The organism is Uliginosibacterium sp. 31-12, from assembly GCF_030548425.1.
In the GTDB taxonomy this organism is placed as follows: domain Bacteria; phylum Pseudomonadota; class Gammaproteobacteria; order Burkholderiales; family Rhodocyclaceae; genus Uliginosibacterium; species Uliginosibacterium aquaticum.
The window spans coordinates 198,591-215,597 of the sequence record NZ_JAUOOA010000003.1 but is presented as its reverse complement, the minus strand read 5'-3'; the positions used below and the strand labels follow the sequence as shown (position 1 = coordinate 215,597).

16 protein-coding genes are annotated in these 17,007 nt (G+C 64.7%); 10 read left to right on the top strand and 6 right to left on the bottom strand.

The window, feature by feature from the left end; all coding sequences use genetic code 11:
• Positions 1-93: 93 nt before the first annotated feature.
• The 6 genes from Q3Y64_RS08125 to dctP all read right to left on the bottom strand — a co-directional run bounded on the left by Q3Y64_RS08125 (position 94) and on the right by dctP (position 9,129).
• A complete protein-coding gene (locus tag Q3Y64_RS08125; RefSeq protein WP_303560830.1) occupies positions 94-1,743 on the bottom strand; it encodes a DEAD/DEAH box helicase in 1,650 nt (549 codons plus the stop codon).
• Positions 1,744-2,064: 321 nt separating this feature from the next.
• Positions 2,065-2,577, bottom strand: coding sequence for a hypothetical protein (locus tag Q3Y64_RS08120; RefSeq protein ID WP_303560828.1), 513 nt, complete (start codon positions 2,575-2,577; stop codon positions 2,065-2,067).
• Entirely contained in the window at positions 2,574-3,203 is a 630-nt protein-coding gene (ypfH, locus tag Q3Y64_RS08115) for an esterase (protein WP_303560826.1), read from the bottom strand. The genes Q3Y64_RS08120 and ypfH overlap by 4 nt, the downstream gene beginning before the upstream one ends.
• Before the next feature lie 173 nt (positions 3,204-3,376).
• On the bottom strand, positions 3,377-5,581 hold the full coding sequence (locus Q3Y64_RS08110) for a rhamnogalacturonan lyase (protein ID WP_303560824.1): 2,205 nt from the start codon (positions 5,579-5,581) through the stop codon (positions 3,377-3,379).
• 244 nt (positions 5,582-5,825) lie between these two features.
• Positions 5,826-6,815, bottom strand: a complete 990-nt coding sequence (locus Q3Y64_RS08105; protein ID WP_158239190.1) for a TRAP transporter substrate-binding protein — start codon at positions 6,813-6,815, stop codon at positions 5,826-5,828.
• Between the two features lie 157 nt (positions 6,816-6,972).
• Entirely contained in the window at positions 6,973-9,129 is a 2,157-nt protein-coding gene (gene dctP / locus Q3Y64_RS08100; RefSeq protein WP_303560821.1) for a TRAP transporter substrate-binding protein DctP, read from the bottom strand.
• A gap of 207 nt (positions 9,130-9,336) precedes the next feature.
• Here dctP and ccmA point away from each other — a divergent pair, with 207 nt between their 5' ends.
• From ccmA to ccmI, 10 genes are all read left to right on the top strand, one after another.
• Complete coding sequence (gene ccmA / locus Q3Y64_RS08095; RefSeq protein WP_303560819.1) at positions 9,337-9,963, top strand: cytochrome c biogenesis heme-transporting ATPase CcmA; 627 nt, start codon at positions 9,337-9,339, stop codon at positions 9,961-9,963.
• Positions 9,960-10,625, top strand: coding sequence for a heme exporter protein CcmB (ccmB, locus tag Q3Y64_RS08090; RefSeq protein WP_303560817.1), 666 nt, complete (start codon positions 9,960-9,962; stop codon positions 10,623-10,625). The genes ccmA and ccmB overlap by 4 nt, the downstream gene beginning before the upstream one ends.
• 82 nt (positions 10,626-10,707) lie before the next feature.
• Positions 10,708-11,445 carry a heme ABC transporter permease CcmC gene (gene ccmC, locus Q3Y64_RS08085; protein WP_101942050.1) on the top strand — a complete coding sequence of 246 codons (738 nt, stop codon included), beginning with the start codon at positions 10,708-10,710 and terminating at the stop codon, positions 11,443-11,445.
• A complete protein-coding gene (ccmD, locus tag Q3Y64_RS08080; RefSeq protein WP_254048212.1) occupies positions 11,442-11,621 on the top strand; it encodes a heme exporter protein CcmD in 180 nt (59 codons plus the stop codon). Before ccmC ends, ccmD begins: the two co-directional genes overlap by 4 nt.
• Complete coding sequence (locus Q3Y64_RS08075) at positions 11,618-12,271, top strand: class I SAM-dependent methyltransferase (RefSeq protein ID WP_303560812.1); 654 nt, start codon at positions 11,618-11,620, stop codon at positions 12,269-12,271. The genes ccmD and Q3Y64_RS08075 overlap by 4 nt, the downstream gene beginning before the upstream one ends.
• A gap of 17 nt (positions 12,272-12,288) precedes the next feature.
• The gene (gene ccmE, locus Q3Y64_RS08070; RefSeq protein WP_303560810.1) at positions 12,289-12,732 is read left to right on the top strand and encodes a cytochrome c maturation protein CcmE; all 444 of its coding nucleotides are present in this window, start codon (positions 12,289-12,291) and stop codon (positions 12,730-12,732) included.
• Between the two features lie 10 nt (positions 12,733-12,742).
• On the top strand, positions 12,743-14,671 hold the full coding sequence (locus tag Q3Y64_RS08065; RefSeq protein ID WP_303560808.1) for a heme lyase CcmF/NrfE family subunit: 1,929 nt from the start codon (positions 12,743-12,745) through the stop codon (positions 14,669-14,671).
• Positions 14,668-15,198 (top strand): DsbE family thiol:disulfide interchange protein, encoded by a 531-nt coding sequence (locus Q3Y64_RS08060; protein WP_303560806.1) that lies wholly within the window; start codon positions 14,668-14,670, stop codon positions 15,196-15,198. Before Q3Y64_RS08065 ends, Q3Y64_RS08060 begins: the two co-directional genes overlap by 4 nt.
• Positions 15,191-15,637 carry a cytochrome c-type biogenesis protein gene (locus Q3Y64_RS08055; protein ID WP_303560805.1) on the top strand — a complete coding sequence of 149 codons (447 nt, stop codon included), beginning with the start codon at positions 15,191-15,193 and terminating at the stop codon, positions 15,635-15,637. The genes Q3Y64_RS08060 and Q3Y64_RS08055 overlap by 8 nt, the downstream gene beginning before the upstream one ends.
• A gap of 2 nt (positions 15,638-15,639) precedes the next feature.
• Complete coding sequence (gene ccmI, locus Q3Y64_RS08050) at positions 15,640-16,839, top strand: c-type cytochrome biogenesis protein CcmI (RefSeq protein ID WP_303560803.1); 1,200 nt, start codon at positions 15,640-15,642, stop codon at positions 16,837-16,839.
• Positions 16,840-17,007: the final 168 nt, after the last annotated feature.

Below are 17,007 nucleotides of genomic sequence, written 5' to 3'. Positions count from 1 at the left end.
CATGTTACTCCTGAAGCCGCAGCAGGCGCTGCCCGCTCGCACGCACAAAAAAAGGGCCGCCTGAGCGACCCTTTGGATGCTTTGCTGACGGGATCAGCCGAGATTGCGCAGGGCTTTCAGGCCACGCGCAAACACGCCCTTGATCCCCTTGCTCGGGTCTGGCGAGAGGTGGGTGTCGCGTCCGGCGCGATTGCCGTCTGCATCACGGCGCGGAGCCTCGGGCACGTTGCCATTGGCTTCACGACGCGCACCGGCCGGTTTGTTGCCATTGGGCTCGCCGCGACGCGGCGGGCGGGCGTGTTGCCCCTGGCGCGGTGATTGATGCGCACGGCCGGCACCTTCGCCAGCGGGGCCGTTGCGGCGCGCCTGGCCTGCCGGACGCTCGGCGCGGCCTTCTTCGGCAGGCCTGGCCGGTGCGGCGCGGCGCTCGTTGCCTTGGGGGCTGCGGCCTTCACCACTTCGTGCGCGCGGCTGAGCTGGCTTGCGGGCTGCGCCCTCGCGGCCCCCTTCGTTGCGGCCGCCCTCACGCCGCTGGCCCTGACCCTGACCCTGGCGACCACGGCCCTGCGGCTGGCGCGGCGGGCGGTCGTCGGTTTCGGCGGCAGCGTTTTCCGGCATCTCGAAAGCCGGTACTTCGATACGTTCGATCTTGCGCTTGGTGAGTTTCTCGATATCGGCGAGGAACTTGCCTTCGTCGGACGACACCAGCGACAGCGCTTCACCGGTCGAACCGGCGCGGCCGGTACGGCCGATGCGATGCACATAGTCTTCCGGCACGTTGGGCAGCTCGAAGTTCACTACATGCGGCAACTCCGAGATGTCGATGCCGCGCGCGGCGATGTCGGTGGCCACCAGCACCTGCAGGTCGCCGGATTTGAACTCGGCCAGCGCACGGGTACGGGCGTTTTGGCTCTTGTTGCCGTGAATCGCCAGCGACGGAATGCCGCCCTTGGTCAATTGCTCGGCCAGACGATTCGCGCCGTGCTTGGTGCGGGTGAAGACGAGCACCTGGAACCAGGCGTGTTCCTTGATCAGGTGGGCCAGCAGGTGACGCTTGGCTTTCTGGTCGATGAACATCGCGCGCTGGGTCACCAGCTCGATCGGTGCATTGCGACGCGCCACTTCGATCATCGCCGGCTTGTTCAAGAGGCCATCGGCGAGCGCCTTGATTTCGTCCGAGAAAGTCGCCGAGAAGAGCAGGTTCTGGCGTTGCTTCGGCAGCAGGGCCAGCACCTTCTTGATGTCGCGGATGAAGCCCATGTCGAGCATGCGGTCGGCTTCATCGAGCACCAGGATTTCGACGCCGGAGAGATCGATCGTCTTTTGCTGCACATGGTCGAGCAGGCGGCCGGGGGTGGCAACCAGGATGTCCACGCCACGCTTGAGCTGGCCGATCTGCGGGTTGATGGAGACGCCGCCGAACATCATCATGGATTTCAGCGGCAGGTGCACGCCGTAGTGGCGCACGGATTCTTCCACCTGTGCGGCCAGTTCGCGGGTCGGCGTCAGCACCAGGGCGCGGATGGCGCCCTTCTTGCGGGCCGGGGTTTCGGTCAGGCGTTGCAGCAGCGGCAGGGTGAAACCGGCGGTCTTGCCGGTGCCGGTCTGGGCGCCAGCGAGCAGGTCGCCACCGTTCAGCACGGCCGGAATGGCCTGGGCCTGAATGGGCGTAGGGGTAGTGTAGCCACGCTCGGACACGGCGCGGACGATGGGCTCACTGAGCCCGAGGGATGCAAAGGACATTGTTCTCTCAATCAGAGAGCTGCGTCGACCAGCCGCTGCCTTCAGGGCGCGGCTCCAGTCGAGGAGGACGAAGCAGGTTCGTTGGATTCCTGAGAGCCGGAGAAAAATCGTCGCGAGCGGCGCAAGCTTGAAGAGATCAGCGAAAACGTATGTGAATACGTTGAGCACCGGAACTTCGAGATTGCAGCGCGCAGTAGATCTTTACTGGCTCTGAGGGCAGCAGAGGCTGCATACAGACTGTGGCGGGGAGACTGGAACACGTGCCACAGGCTGCGCAGTGTGCACCAAAGCCGCTGCTTTGGATAGGCGCGCCACGATTCTTTACCTGACGCGAACCAGCTCGGCGAAGCCCAGGTGGTGCATCACTTCGCGCAGGATCAGCAGGCTGGCTGCAAAGCTGGCGTCATCGGGCAACCCGCTGGCGCTGAGTGGAAAGCCCTCCGCGACCTCGGCAAGAAGGCGGAACTGCTGCTCCACGGCCTCACGGCTCAGCCATTCACGGCCCGCGAACAGGGGCTGCAGCGCAGCGTCGGCGGCAAGCAGCAGATGCAGGCGTGCTGCCGGTCGTAGTTGCCTGGCCAGCGGCGCCAGCTGATCTTCCACGACGGCGATGGCTTCTTCCAGCGCCAGCGCGCTGGGCGGCATGTGCTGGAAATGGCGACGGCCGATGACCTGGGCGCCAGCGGCCAGCACAAAGCAATTGGGCTCCGAGCCCGACTCGCCATTGAGTAGATGACTCTCCTGCGCGTCAATGTGCAGCAGGCTCAGTCCGCTTGCGGCCGGCTCGGCCGTATTCAGGCGGGCGTAGTGCTGGCGCAGGCCGGCTTCGGTCATGGCGCAGCCCCTTCGGCGAGGCGTTGCAGTACGCAGGCCAGCGCGCGTTCATCGATGCCGTGGCCAAGCCCCGGGATCAGGTCCAGGCTGTGAGTCACGCCCAGTTGCTGCAAGGCGCTGGCGGCAACCTGGCTCTGCTGCGCGGGGATGACTGGATCGGCCGTGCCGTGCACCAGATGTACTCGTACGGCACTGGCCAGAGTCGGGGGCGTGGCGAAGCGGCCGGCGATGGAGAGGATTTGCGCGGCAGGCGGGTCAGCCAGCTGCGTGGCTGCGAGGGACATGATGGCTCCTTGCGAGAAGCCGACGAGGCTGGTGTGCTCAGCCGCGAGGCCCGCTACCTCTTGCCAGTGCCGGACGGTGGCAACAAAGCCCGGTAATGCGGCGGCAATCCGCGCCAGCCGGTTTTCCTCGCTGATCCCCTGTACCGAAAACCACTGGCGGCCACGCCCCAGATCCGATGGCTCGGCCGCAGCTACGCTCAGCACCATGGCGCCAGCGTGGGCCTGCGCGATGGCCTGCCCCAGTGGCAAGAGATCGCGGGCATTGGCGCCGACGCCATGGAACAGCAGGATCAGCCGCTGCGCAGCAGTGGCCGGTTGTTGGATCAGGAGAGTGTCATTCATGGCGCAAGCCTCGGGTGAAGGAGCGGGGTGAGCATGCAGCGACTCTATTCGCGGCTTGTTTTGAGATAAACGGCTCTTCCGTGAAATCACTGTCCCGGAATTCGGGATTCTTTCGGGAGACGCTCCAAAAAAACGGGCTGCCGTGGCAGCCCGTTGTACGCCCACTGGATGGATCAGGGCGTGCGGATGGCGGGCAGGCTTACCGTGCCCATGCCGTTGCCGAGGAAGAAGCTCGGGTGCGGGGGCTGGTTGTAAGCCATGTTCTGGCCAGCCACCTGCACGCGGTACTGCGGATCGTGCATCAGGGTCGGGAAGCGGTAGCCGGTCGGGATAGCGGTCGAATAGATCAGCAGCGCACTATTGTCGGTGTTGCGCCAGATGACTTCTTCGCGCCAGTCTCCGAAGAGATCCGCCGAAATCACCGGATTGGCCTTGGTGCTGTTGTTGGAGGCTGCGTTGGCGCCGGTTACCAGGCGGGTGACGCTGGACGAAGCGGGGACCCACTTGTCGATCTTCACGCCATCGAGGAGCTCGCGCGACAGATCACCATCCCACCAGATGCCGAAGTTGATGCTCGGGCGCGAGCTGCTGATCGATACGCCCGTGGCGCTGTAGATGCCACCCACGCTGGACCAGCACTCGTAACCGGGGAAGGCCGGATCGATATCGGCGCACATACCACGCCCGGTATCCACGCCGGTCTTCACGCCCCACAGGATCTTGCCGCTGGCTGCATCGTGCATTTCCATGCCGTAGGCGGCGCCCGTCTCCTCGTGCACCATGAAAACTTCCTGACCGCTGCGGTTCGGATCCAGATCCGACATGTGTAGCGCATCGCCGTGGCCCAGGCCGGTGCGGTAGAGGAGCTTGCCATCGCTGCCGATGGTGGCGGCGCCGTAGATGATGTCGTCCTTGCCGTCCTTATTGACGTCGCCCACGGTGAAATAGTGCGCGCCTTGGCCATAGGCGCCGGAGCCGGAGGTCGGGCTGTCATGCGTCCAGCGCTGGGTCAGCTTGCCGTCGCGCCAGTCCCAGGCCACCAGCACCGCGCGGGTGTAGTAGCCGCGTGAGAACACGGCCGAGGGCCTGGTGCCGTCCAGATAGGCGACGCCCGCCAGAAAGCGGTCCACACGGTTGCCGTAGGAGTCGCCCCAGCTCGAAACTGTGCCACGTGCCGGCAGGTAGTTGGTGGTGGCCATGGCGGCACCGGTGGCGCCGTTGAATACGGTGAGGTATTCCGGGCCGGAGAGGATATAGCCGGCACTGTTGCGGTAGTCGGCGGTGCCTGAGCCGATCAGCGTGCCCTTGCCGTCGATCGTGCCGTCAGCTGTCTTCAGCATCAGCTCGGCCTTGCCGTCGCTGTCCAGGTCATACACCACCATCTGGGTGTAGTGCGCACCGGCGCGGATGTTCTTGCCCAGGTCGATGCGCCAAAGACGGGTGCCGTTGAACTTGTAAGCGTCGATGAAGGTGTTGCCGGTGTAGCCGGACTGCGAGTTGTCCTTGGAGTTGGTGGGTTGCCACTTGAGCACGATTTCGTACTCGCCGTCGCCATCCAGATCGGCGACCGAGCCGTCATTGGCGTCATAGGTGTAAGCCACGCCATCCGGTGTGGTGCCGCCTGCCGGCTTGCTGAGCGGGATGGAGAGGTAGGGATTGGCAAACACGGTGGCGTTGCTGCCGGCTTGCTCCACGCCATTCACAACCGCCTTGACGGTGTAAGCCGAGCCGGTGCTGCCGGTGCTGTCCTGGTAATTGGTGCTGGCGGTGATCGGGCTGCTGTTGAGCTTGACCGATCCGCGATAGACGTTGAAGCCGGTGCTGGCCGACTCGGTGCCGAGCAGGCGCCAGCTCACCAGCATGCCGCTGGCGGCGGGCACTGCCACTGCGCCGCGGCCGAGCTTCTCGACATATTTACCGCTCGTGGCAGCGGAGCTAGCCACCACCGAGCTGGCGGCTGCGGAGCTGGCGACGGCAGATGAAGCCGCTTTGGAACTGGTGGCGACGGAAGTGGCTGCGGAGGACGCTGCCGAGGAGGCCGCGACAGAGGATTTCGCCGCGCTTGATGCCGCGGCGCTCGAAGCGGCGACACTGGACGCTGCGGCGCTGCTGCTGGCCGCGGCTGCGTAGGAGCAGTAACGGGTGCCGGTGATGTGGGTGCTGCTCGGGAACAGCGAGGCCTGACAGGTGAAGCTGCCACTGAGGGTGGCATATACGAAGACGCCGGACTTGCCGAAGGAGACGCTGCGCGTGCCCGTCATGGCGCAGGCGGCGCCTTCCTTGGCGCATTTGGTATAGCCGCTGGGATAGTCGGTGGCGGCCTGGGCATGGGCCGTCAGCAACATGATGGCGAGCCCGCCGAAGAGTTTGCTGCGCATGGTGTGCCTCCTGGATTGGCTGCCTCACTGCGGCAGCTCTGGCTGAGTGCTTTTTATGTAGGAAAAATACCTACATGTCTTCAAGCAGGGTTCCGCAAAGTAGGTGAGGGGAGGGGGGCCGTCAAGCGCCTTCCGTACGGCGGCGTGTGATTTCCGTCAGACGGGATTATTCAGCCAGATCATGTACTTGTCAGGCATTCGGGTTCGGGGACGAGGGCTCGCACCCGAACCCGGGGCGGGCTTCTTACTGTGCCAGCACCTTCTGCCAGTCGGTTACCGTCCAGCGCGTGGCAAACAGCTGCCTGATTGCCGGCTCGGCGGCTTTGCGGATGGCGGCGGCATCCGGGGTCACGAGTTGCATGCCGCCAGTCTGCAGTTCGGCGAGCAGACGGGCTTCGTCCTGCTGGATCTTGCGGCTGCCCCACAGCGCCGCCTTGTGCATGGCATTGCGCACCTTTTCCTGATCCGTGGTGGAGAGTTCGTTGCGGAAGAAGCAGGCATTGGCCAGCGGCATGCCGAAGCCGACCAGATGATTGGTGATCACCAGTTGCTTCTGCACTTCGTTGAGCTTGAGCGACTTGATCTGGGTGAGATCGCCTTCCGAGGCCTGGGCACTGCCCGTCTTGAGTGCGTCATAGATACCGGGCAGGGGCACCTGCACCGGGGCTACGCCCAGCGGCTGCCACACCGAGATCCAGTCTGGCACCGGCGGCAGGCGCAACTTCACGCCCTGGAAGTCGGCCGGGCTGTTGATGGGCTGATTGCTGGTGAACTGGCGGAAGCCGCGATAGACCGGTGCGAAACTGACCATGCCGCCCTTGGTTTCGAGCTGGTAGCGCAGGCTGTCGCCGATGCGGCTGTTCCACACGCGTTGCAGGTGATCGAAATCGCGAATCACATAGGGGCCGTTGAAGAAGAACCACTCCGGCGCGTAATCCTGGATCGGCTGGCCGCCGGTGAGCAGTAGTTCGCCGACCCGCTCGCTGGGTGCGCACTTCTGGAAGGCCGGGTTGATGCTTTGCTCGTTGAGCACGCCAGCCTGCACGCTGACCTGGATGTGCGGAGCGCTGGCCGCAAGCTCCCGCTTGAATTGCTGGGCAGTGTCGGCCAGCAGGTGGCCGTTGGCGAAGGGTGTGACTACGCGCAGGCTCACCGGAGCCGGGGCGGCTTGCGCCAGACCGGCCGCGAGCGTGGCGGCGAGGCTCAGGGTGAGGGATTTCAGGGCGATCTTCATGGATTTCCTCCGGGCTGTTTTGTGAGGCAGGCGTGTTGCCTCGGCCATGCTAGAGAACTGCCATGAAGCTTGTAATTACCCTTTTGGCCGGCCTGAAAACAAATCCGCCGGCAGGGGCCGGCGGGGGGAGCGCTTCAGGCCAGGTGCCCGGCTGATTTCAGCGCAACTCCTGGATCGCGCGCAGCAGGCTCTTTTGCTCGGAGGAGGTGATGAACTGGTCGTAGACCGGGCGCATCGCGTTCTCGAAGGATTGCTTGTTCACATCCTGGATTAGACGGGTGCCGGCGGCGACCACCGCCTTGCGGGCGCTGTCTTCGCGCTCCTTCCAGTACTGGCGCATCAGGCGTACCGAGTCGCGCGCGGCAGCACTGATGAGTTGCTGATCTTCGGCTGAGAGACCATCCCAGCGGCGCTTGGAGAAGACCAGGATATCCGGCGCCATCGAATGCTCGGTGAAGGAGTACTGCTGGAAGATCTCGAAGTGCTTGAATCCTTCGTAGGAGGGCAGGTTGTTTTCGGCTGCTTCGACGAGCCCCATGCGCTGGCCGGCGATGATTTCATCCAGCGCCATCGGTGTGGGCTGAGCACCCATGGCTTTGGCAATCGCGATCCACAGATCGGATTGCGGCACCCGCAGCTTGAGGCCGCGCATGTCGGCCAGCGAGCGGACAGCCTTGTTGGCGTAGACCGAGCGCGCGCCGCTGTCGTAGAAGGCGAGGCCCACATAGCCGCCGGCTGCGCAGGAGGCGAGGATCTGCTGACCGGGCACTCCGTCCATGCTCTTCTGCATGTGGTCGATTGAGCGGAACAGGAAGGGCATGCCCGGCACCACGGTGAGCGGGCAATCCCTGTTGAGGCTGGAGAGCATGCTGCGGGTCATGTCCAGCGCGCCATTCTTGATCCCTTCCAGCGCGTCCTTCTCCGAGCCGAAAGCGCCCTTGGACATTACACGCAGGCGGATCCGGCCCTGCGAGCGCTCCTGGATCATCTCGGCCATGGCGCGCTGGGCACGCACCGCCGGGTGCTCGTCGGCATGGATATCTGCGACGCGCAATTCGAGGGTCTGCGCACCGGATGAAATGCGGTAGCGCGAGAGGGAGGCCACGATCTCGCGCCCGACCTGGCCGATGCGGCCGACGGCGACTGCCGACGAGGCTGCGGCTTCGGAATTCTGCTCGCTCATTTGGGCGATCTGCTCGATGTTCTGGGCGATCTCGGTGCTGGAGGTCTGCTGCTCGCGGATGGCGCCGGCGATTTCCTCAACTACCCCAGCCGCTGCAGATGAGCCTTCCTTGATACGTTCGATCGAATCGCCGGCCTGCTGGGCGCTCTCCACGCCCTGGCCCACCGCGGTTTCGGTGGTGGTCATGCTGTCGACGGCCGAGCGAGCGCTGTCCTGCATGCGTAGGACCAGGGCGGTGATTTCCTGGGTGGATCGGGCGGTGCGTTCAGCGAGCTTGCGCACTTCGTCGGCCACCACCGCGAAGCCGCGGCCCTGTTCGCCGGCGCGTGCTGCCTCTATGGCCGCATTCAGGGCCAGCAGATTGGTCTGGTCGGCGATCTCGCGGATCGTGCCGGCCATTGAGGAGATACCGTCGCAGTCGGTGCGCAGGGTCTTGATGCGGGCAGAAGCCTCACGGACCGAGTCGGCGATGGCACGGATGCCTACCACCGTGCTGAGGATGGCGCCCGCGCTGTGGCTGGCAATGTCGCTGGAATCCTGGGTGTGCTGATTGGCATCCCGGGCCTGCTGGGCCACCACCGAGATGCTGACCGTCATTTCCTCCACCGCAGCGGCCATGTTGGCCGAGGCGTCGCTCTGGATCTGCGAGTTGCGCGCGATCTTGCGCGAGGTGACGTCCACCTCCTCGGTCACTTCAAGCATGTGGCCGGTGGCTTGCTGGATTTCGGTGAAGCTCTGGCGCAGGCGCTCGAGCAGGCGGTTGTAGGCCAGCAGGGTCTGGCCGATTTCATCCTGGCTGGCGACCGTGATCTCGCTGGTGAAGTCGAGCTGATCGGCCGTGCGCTCGATCGTGCGCTGCATGACCTTGAGCGGGGTGACCAGGGCGCGCCACAACACGTAACCAACGATCAGAATCAGGCTGATGCCGAGCATCAGCACCACGATATTCGTGCTGCGGGCCGCAGCGAAGGCTGCTTCGACGGCGCGCAGCTTGTCGGCGCCATCGCTGCCGAGCGCCTTGGCGGCTTCGGCATTCAGGCTGGAGAGGCTGGACAGGGCCACCCCAAACATGACGCAACAAGTGGCCAGTGCCGCGCCGATCAGGAACTGGATTTTCCGGGTGATGCTCATATGCTGTTCTCCGCTCCCTGTGATGCTTGTTCGGCCTGGCGCCTCGCTGCTGCAGGCGCAGGCAGATTTCTCCGGACTTCCTGCGGGCTTACGGCAGGCCTGGCGAGTTTCTTGAGACGGGTTTGCCCGCATTGGGCGCCGCCCTTCTGCATGGCAGGCGGGCGGCTGAGGTGGCTGCGCTGCCTGACTTGTGCTTGAATGCCGGCCATGCTTGAAACTCGTCAACTCGCCTGTCAGCGCGGTGAACGCCTGCTCTTCAAGGGCCTGGCCCTGCGCCTCGGTGCGGGTGAGCTGCTGCGCATTGGTGGCGCCAACGGCATGGGCAAGACCAGCCTGTTGCGCCTGCTGGCGGGTCTTGCTCTGCCGGCCGCTGGCGTGGTGAGTTGGCAGGGGGCGGAGATCCAGCATGGCCGCGAGGCTTTCCATGCTGCGCTCCTGTATCTGGGCCATGCCCCTGCATTGAACGACCTGCTCACCCCCCCCGAGAATCTGGCTTTCGCTTGCGCCATGGCCAGTCTGCCGGTGGATGCGGACGCCTGCCGGGAGGCTTTGGCGCGGCTGGGGCTTGCGCGGCAACTGGAGCTGCCGTGCAAGCTGCTGTCGCAAGGGCAGCGCCGCCGCGTCGGGCTGGCGCGGCTGGCCTTGTCAGCGAGCCGGCCGTTGTGGATTCTCGATGAACCCTTCACAGCGCTGGATGTGGCCGCCGTGAGTGCGTTGGCCGCGCAGATCGACGCGCACTGCGCCGCAGGCGGCAGCGTGATTTTCACCTCGCATCAGGACGTAGCCTTCGCCACGCCCCTGCGCGGGCTGGACGTGGAGACCTTCGCGCCATGAACGTCTTTCTCGCGGTGCTGCGGCGTGATCTGCTGCTGGCCTGGCGCGCGCGTGCCGATCTGCTGGTGGCGCTGTCCTTCTTCCTGATCGTGGCCAGCCTGTTCCCCTTCGGGGTCGGGGCGGATCCGACCCAGTTGCGCGCCATCGGGCCCGGCGTGGTCTGGGTGGCGGCCCTGCTGGCAGTGTTGCTGGCCTTGCCGCGCCTGTTCGACAAGGATTTCGACTCCGGTGTGCTGGAGCAACTGTTGCTCTCGCCCGAGCCGGCCGTGCTGTGGGTGGCCGCCAAGATTACCGCCCACTGGCTGGCCACTGGTCTGCCGCTGGTGATCCTGTCGCCGCTGCTGGGCACGATGTACCGCCTTGAGGGGGTGGAGCTTGGGGTGCTGGCAGGCGGCCTGCTGCTGGGTACGCCGATCCTGTCACTGGTGGGCGCCATCGGCGCCGCGCTGACCCTGGGCCTGCGCGGCGCGGGCTCACTCTTGGCCCTGCTGGTGCTGCCGCTGTTCGTGCCGGTGCTGGTCTTCGGCGCCGGGGCGGTGGATGCCTGGGGCGCCGGGATGGGCGTGAGCGCCCAGTTCTCGCTGCTCGGTGGCGGCCTGCTGGGGGCGCTGGCCTTGTCACCCCTGGCCTGCGCGGCAGCCCTGCGTCTCGCCGTCGAGTGATTTCTTGAAGCGGATCAAGGCCGGCGCCGGGCCATTCCTGCGTATCATCCGGTTCAGCTGAACAGCCTGCAGACTGACAAGCATGAATATTTTCCGATTCTCCTCACCGCAGACGTTCTACCCGCTGGCTGGTCGCCTGGTGCCGGTTTTTGCGGTGCTTGCCGCTGCATTTCTGGCCGTTGGCCTCTACATCGGCTTCTTCGAAGCGCCCACCGACGCGGTGCAGGGCGAGGTTTATCGCATTATCCATATCCATGTCGCCGCGGCCTGGATGAGCATGTTCATCTACCTCGTGATGGCATTTTGGTCGGCCATCGGCCTGGGCCTGGGGACGCGCCTTTCCTTCTACATGACCCAGGCGCTGGCGCCCACCGGAGCGCTGTTCTGCTTTATCGCGTTGTGGACCGGCGCGCTGTGGGGCCGCCCGACCTGGGGTGCCTACTGGGTGTGGGACGCGCGCCTGACCTCGCAGCTCCTGCTGCTGTTCCTGTACTTCGGCTTCATCGCGCTGACTCGTTCGATTGAAGATCCGCGCCGCGCGGACAAGGCCGGGGCGATCATCGCGCTGGTCGGGGCGGTGAATGTGCCGATCATCTATTTCTCGGTGAAGTGGTGGAACACTCTGCACCAGGGCGCTTCGGTGAAGCCGGGCGGCTCCAGCATGGCCAGCGTGATGCTGTGGGCCATGCTGCTCACCGCTCTGGGCTGCTGGTTCTATAGTCTGGCGGTGACGCTGACGCGTGCCCGCAGCATCATCCTTGAACGCGAACGTCATACCGACTGGGCCTCGACCGAGATCGCCCGCCTGGGGAGCAAATGATGGTCTGGCAATCCTTCAGCGACTTCATCGACATGGGCGGGCGCGGCGCCTTCGTGTGGGGCAGCTATGGCGTGTCCTGCGCGTTGATCGCCCTCGAGTTGTGGCTGCTGCGCCAGCGCCGCCGCCAGAGTCTGCGCCGCCTGCTGCAGTTGCAGCAGCTGGAACAGAACGGGTGAGTGCCGTGGAGGCCATGCAGGCCTACTATGCGCAACGAGCCCCTGAGTACGACGCGGTCTACCTGAAGCCGGAGCGTCAGGCCAATCTGCGCCAACTCGAAGCCTGGTTGCCGACGCAGTTCGCACGCCGCAATGTGCTGGAGATTGCGGCGGGCACGGGCTACTGGAGTCAGTTCATCGCCCCCGTGGCCGCGTCGATCACCCTCACTGACGCCAATCTCGAACCGCTGGCCATCGCACGCGACCGTGTGCAGGGGCGTGCCGTGTTCGTGCAGGCGGATGCCTACGCCCTGCCGGCCGAACTGGGTGGCTTCAATGCCGCGTTCGCCGGCTTCTGGCTCTCGCATGTGCCGGTCAGTCGTCGGCGCGAGTTTTTGCAAGGCTTGCACGCCCTGCTGGCACCCGAGTCGGTCGTGGTGCTGATGGATAATCGCTATGTGGCGGGCAGCAGCACGCCGATCAGTGAGCGTGATGCGGAAGGCAACACTTGGCAACTGCGTCCGCTCGAAGACGGCAGCCAGTTCCGGGTGCTGAAGAATTTTCCGCGTGAGGCGGAACTGCAGGCCATGATCGAGGGTCTGGGCGAAGCTGGCGTTTATCGCGAAACCGAATATTTCTGGACCTTCCAGTACCTCACGCCGGGTATCTGAGCCGGCATGGAGAACACATGAAACCCCGTCACAAACGCTTCCTCCTGATCGGCATCGCCCTGGTTTTGCTGGCTGGCGCCACCGCTCTGGTGCTGAACGCCTTCCGCGACAATCTGGTCTTCTTCCACACGCCCAGCGAAGTAGTGGCCGGCAAAGCGCCGCAGGGCCGTACCTTCCGTATTGGCGGCATGGTGGTGGCCGGCTCGGTGCAGCGCGCGGCCGATGGTCAGACCGTGCGCTTCGCGATCACTGATACTGCGCAGGTGGTGCCGGTGGTATACAAGGGCGCGCTGCCGGACCTCTTCAAGGAAGCCAAGGGCGCGGTGGCGCAGGGCAAGCTTGGCGCTGACGGGGTGTTCACTGCCAGCGAAGTGCTGGCCAAGCACGACGAGAACTACATGCCGCCGGAGGCCAAGGACGCCATCGATCAGGCCCACGCTACGGCCAAGACCCTGAAATGAGGCACGCCTGATGATCCCCGAACTCGGCCATCTCTCCCTGATCCTCGCCTTCCTCGTGGCGCTCACTTTGGGCGTGCTGCCGCTCATTGGCGCGGCGCGCAACCATGCGGCCCTGATCGGCATTGCCCGCCCGGCCGCGCGGCTTGAGTTCGCACTGATCGCGCTGGCCTTCCTGTGCCTCACGCAGAGCTTCATCGCGAATGATTTCTCGGTGGCCTACGTGGCCTCGCACAGCAACACCAAGCTGCCGGTCTGGTACCGCATCACGGCGGTGTGGGGCAGCCATGAAGGCTCCTTGCTGCTGTGGGCGCTGCTGCTGGGCTTGTGGACCTGCGCCGTGTCCTTCGCGCGTGCCCTGCCCGAAGTCTTCACGGCCCGCGTGCTGGCAGTGATGGGGCTGGCCGCGTCGGGCTTCCTCGCCTTCATGCTGTTTACCTCCAACCCCTTCGAGCGCCTCTTGCCCGGCGCGCTGGAGGGGAATGACCTGAATCCGCTGCTGCAGGATCCGGGCATGATCATTCACCCGCCGCTGCTTTACATGGGCTATGTGGGCTTCTCGGTAGCCTTCGCCTTCGCGATCGCCGCCCTGATCGGCGGGCGGCTGGACGCGGCCTGGGCACGCGCTTCGCGCCCCTGGACGCTGATCGCCTGGGTCTTCCTCACCCTGGGCATCATGGTCGGCTCCGGTTGGGCTTATTACGAACTGGGCTGGGGCGGCTGGTGGTTCTGGGATCCGGTCGAAAATGCCAGCTTCATGCCCTGGCTGGTCGGCACGGCACTGGTGCACTCGCTCTCGGTGACCGAGAAGCGCGCCGCCTTCAAGAGCTGGACGGTGCTGCTGGCGATCTCAGCCTTCTCGCTCTCCTTGCTCGGCACCTTCCTCGTGCGCTCCGGCGTGCTGACCTCGGTGCATGCCTTTGCCACTGATCCCAAACGCGGCATCTTCATTCTGGCCTTGCTGGTGCTGGTGATCGGCGGCTCGCTGCTGCTGTACGCCTGGCGTGCCACGAGCCTCGCCGGCGGTGGCAAGTTCGCGCTGTTCTCGCGCGAAACCTTCCTGCTGATCAACAACGTGCTGCTCTCGGTGGTGGCGGCGACCGTGCTGCTCGGCACGCTCTACCCGCTGCTGGTGGATGCGCTTGGCATGGGCAAGCTCTCGGTCGGCCCGCCGTATTTCGAGGCGGTGTTCTTCCCGCTGATGACGCCGGTGGTACTGCTGATGGTGGTCGCGCCTTTCGTGCGCTGGAAGGATCAGGCCGTGCAGGCGATCCTGCGCAAGCTCTTGCCGGGTCTCGTGCTGGCCTTCGTGCTCGGCAATTTGGCGGCCTGGCTGGCCGGCGGCTGGAGCGTGCGCAGTGGGCTGGGCCTGTCGCTGGCGGCCTGGGTGCTGATCGGCAGCGCGCAGCTGTTGTGGCAGCGCCTGCGTGGCCCTGAGGCGGCACTGGCGAAGATTCCGCGCGCCTGGTGGGGCATGTGGCTGGCGCATTTCGGCATCGGCATCTTCATCATCGGTGTGGCGATGGTGAAAACCTTCGAAGCCAATATCGACACGACGCTGAAGGTCGGCAGCTCGGCCGAGCTGGCGGGTTACAGCTTCACGCTCGACAAGGTCGAAGAAGCACGCGGCCCCAACTACACCGCCGCGCGCGCGACCGTGAGCCTGAGCCGTGCTGGCGTGAGCCTCAACACCCTGCACCCCGAAAAGCGCATCTATCTGGCGCGCCAGATGCCGATGACGGAGTCATCCATCGACAATGGTTTGTTCCGTGATGTGTATGTGTCGCTGGGCGACGCGGTGGCGGATGACAGCTGGGTCCTGCGCCTCTACTACAAACCCTTCATCAGCTGGATCTGGGCCGGCTGCCTGTTGATGGCTGCAGGTGGTCTGCTGGCAGCGCTGGATCCGCGTTATCGCAAGATGAAAAAGGTGGCCGCATGAAAGCCAAAGCCCTGATTCCGCTGGCGCTCTTCGTGGGCCTCGTGGCCCTGCTGGGGATCGGCCTCACCCTCAAGCCGCGCGAGATTCCCTCGCCGCTGATCGACAAGCCGGCCCCGGCCTTCAACCTGCCGCAATTGCTGCAGCCGGAAGCCCGCCTGAGTCTGCCCGACATGCAGGGCAAGGTGTGGCTGCTCAATGTGTGGGCCAGCTGGTGCGTGGCCTGCCGCGAAGAGCATCCGGTGCTGGTGGCCTTCGCGCGCCAGAACGTGCTGCCGATCATCGGCCTGAACTACAAGGACAAGCGTCCAGACGCGCTGAACTGGCTCAAGGAAGGGGGCGACCCCTACACCCTGTCTATCGTCGATGCGGACGGTCGCGTCGGCATCGATTACGGCGTGTACGGCGTGCCTGAAACCTTCCTGATCGATCGCAATGGCCGCATCCGCTACAAGCACATTGGCCCGGTTACGCCGGAAGCCCTCGAACGTGAACTGATGCCGCGCATCAAGGAGCTGCAAGGTGTCTAAGCTGATCCTATGTCTGCTGCTGTGTCTGACGAGCTTCGCCAGTCTGGCGCAGACCGACACGGCGCTCGAAGCGCATGTCATGAAACTCTCGGAGGAGCTGCGCTGCCTCGTGTGCCAGAATCAGTCCATCGCCGAATCGCAGGCGGAGCTGGCGCTGGATCTGCGCCGCCAGGTGCGCGAGATGCTGACGGCCGGCAAGAGCGACGATGAAGTGCGCAGCTTCATGGTTGAGCGCTATGGCGATTTCGTGCTCTACGAGCCGCCCGTCAAGCGCAGCACCCTGCTGCTGTGGCTGGGCCCGGCCGTGTTGCTGCTGGGGGCGCTGGGCGCCTTCCTGTGGCGCCTGCGTAGTCGTCGCCAGGAGCAGGCAGACGTGCCGGATGCAGCAGCGCTGGAAAAAGCGCGCGCCTTGCTGGCTGAACAAGACACCAAAGGATGAGCATGACTGCGTTCCTGATCGTTGCAGCGCTGGTGCTGCTGAGTGTGACTGCGTGGCTCATCCGCCCCTTGCTGGCGCCGAAGGCGCTCTCCGCGGAGACGGAAAGTCCGGCCCTGCGGGTGCTGCGCGAGCAGCGCCGCGAGCTTGAAACCGATCTGGCGGCGAACCGCGTCAGTGCTGCAGAACATGCTGAAAGCATGGCCGAGCTGGAGCAGCGCACGGCCGCCGAAATGGCCGCGCTTGCTGCGCCCGGCGAAGCGCGTGCGGCGCGCGGCTGGGCGGCTGCGGTGGGTCTCGGCCTGCCGGCAGCGGCGATCGGCATCTACCTGATCATCGGCCAGCCTGCCGGGCTGGATCCGGCCAATACTGCGCCGCAACAGGCTTTCGGTGCGGGCGAAATCGAGGCCATGGTGAGCAAGCTGGCCGCAAAGGTGGCCGCCAATCCGGATGATCTGGAAGGCGCTCAGATGCTGGGGCGCTCTTACATGGTGCTGGAGCGTTTTGACGAAGCGGTGAAAGTTTTCGCCGCATTGGCCCAACACCGCCCACAGGATGCCCAGGTGCGGGCCGATTGGGCCGATGCGCTCGGCAGCGTGCAAGGTAATCGGCTCAGTGGTGAGCCAGCGCGTCTGATCGATGAGGCCTTGAAGCTTGACCCGGACAACGTCAAGGCACTCGCGCTGGCCGGTTCGGTGGCCTTTGAGCAGGAGGACTATCGACGTGCCTTGCGCCACTGGCAGCGCATGGCGAGCAAGGTGGATCCGCAGAGCGAGATCGGCCGCAATGCTGAAGCCATGATCGCCGAAGCGCAGCAGCGTCTGACTGGCGCTGCGCCTGTGCCCGCACCGTCGCCTGCTGTGGCCGCAAACGGTTTGCAGATGGCAGGACGGATCAGTGTGTCTGCCAGCCTGCGCAGCCAGTTCTCGCCAGACGACGCCCTGTTCATCTTTGCTCGCCCTGTCGCAGGCGGACCTCCGGTCGCAGCCCTGCGCATGAAGGCCGGTGATCTGCCGACAAATTTTGATTTTGCTCGCGCCCAGTTGATGGGCGGTGACCCGGGGCAAGGGCCATTCGTCATCGGCGCACGTATTTCAAAGAGCGGAGAGGCGAAGGCGAGTGTCGGTGATATGGAGGGTTATTCTGTAGGTGTTAGTCCTAATACTAAAGACATAATCATAGAAATCGACAAAATCATCAAGTGATAAACGGTTTTGTTGAATAGACTTGCTGAAAACGCCCTTGCAGCAAGCTTTGTGCATTAAGTCACAGATTGTGGTGGCGTTAATCCCGAGGGCGCCGCCTTTGGTCATTACGCACCTTCAGACAGTATTTAAAGAGGGTGCGAAAAGCTAGGATGCAGGCATTGATTA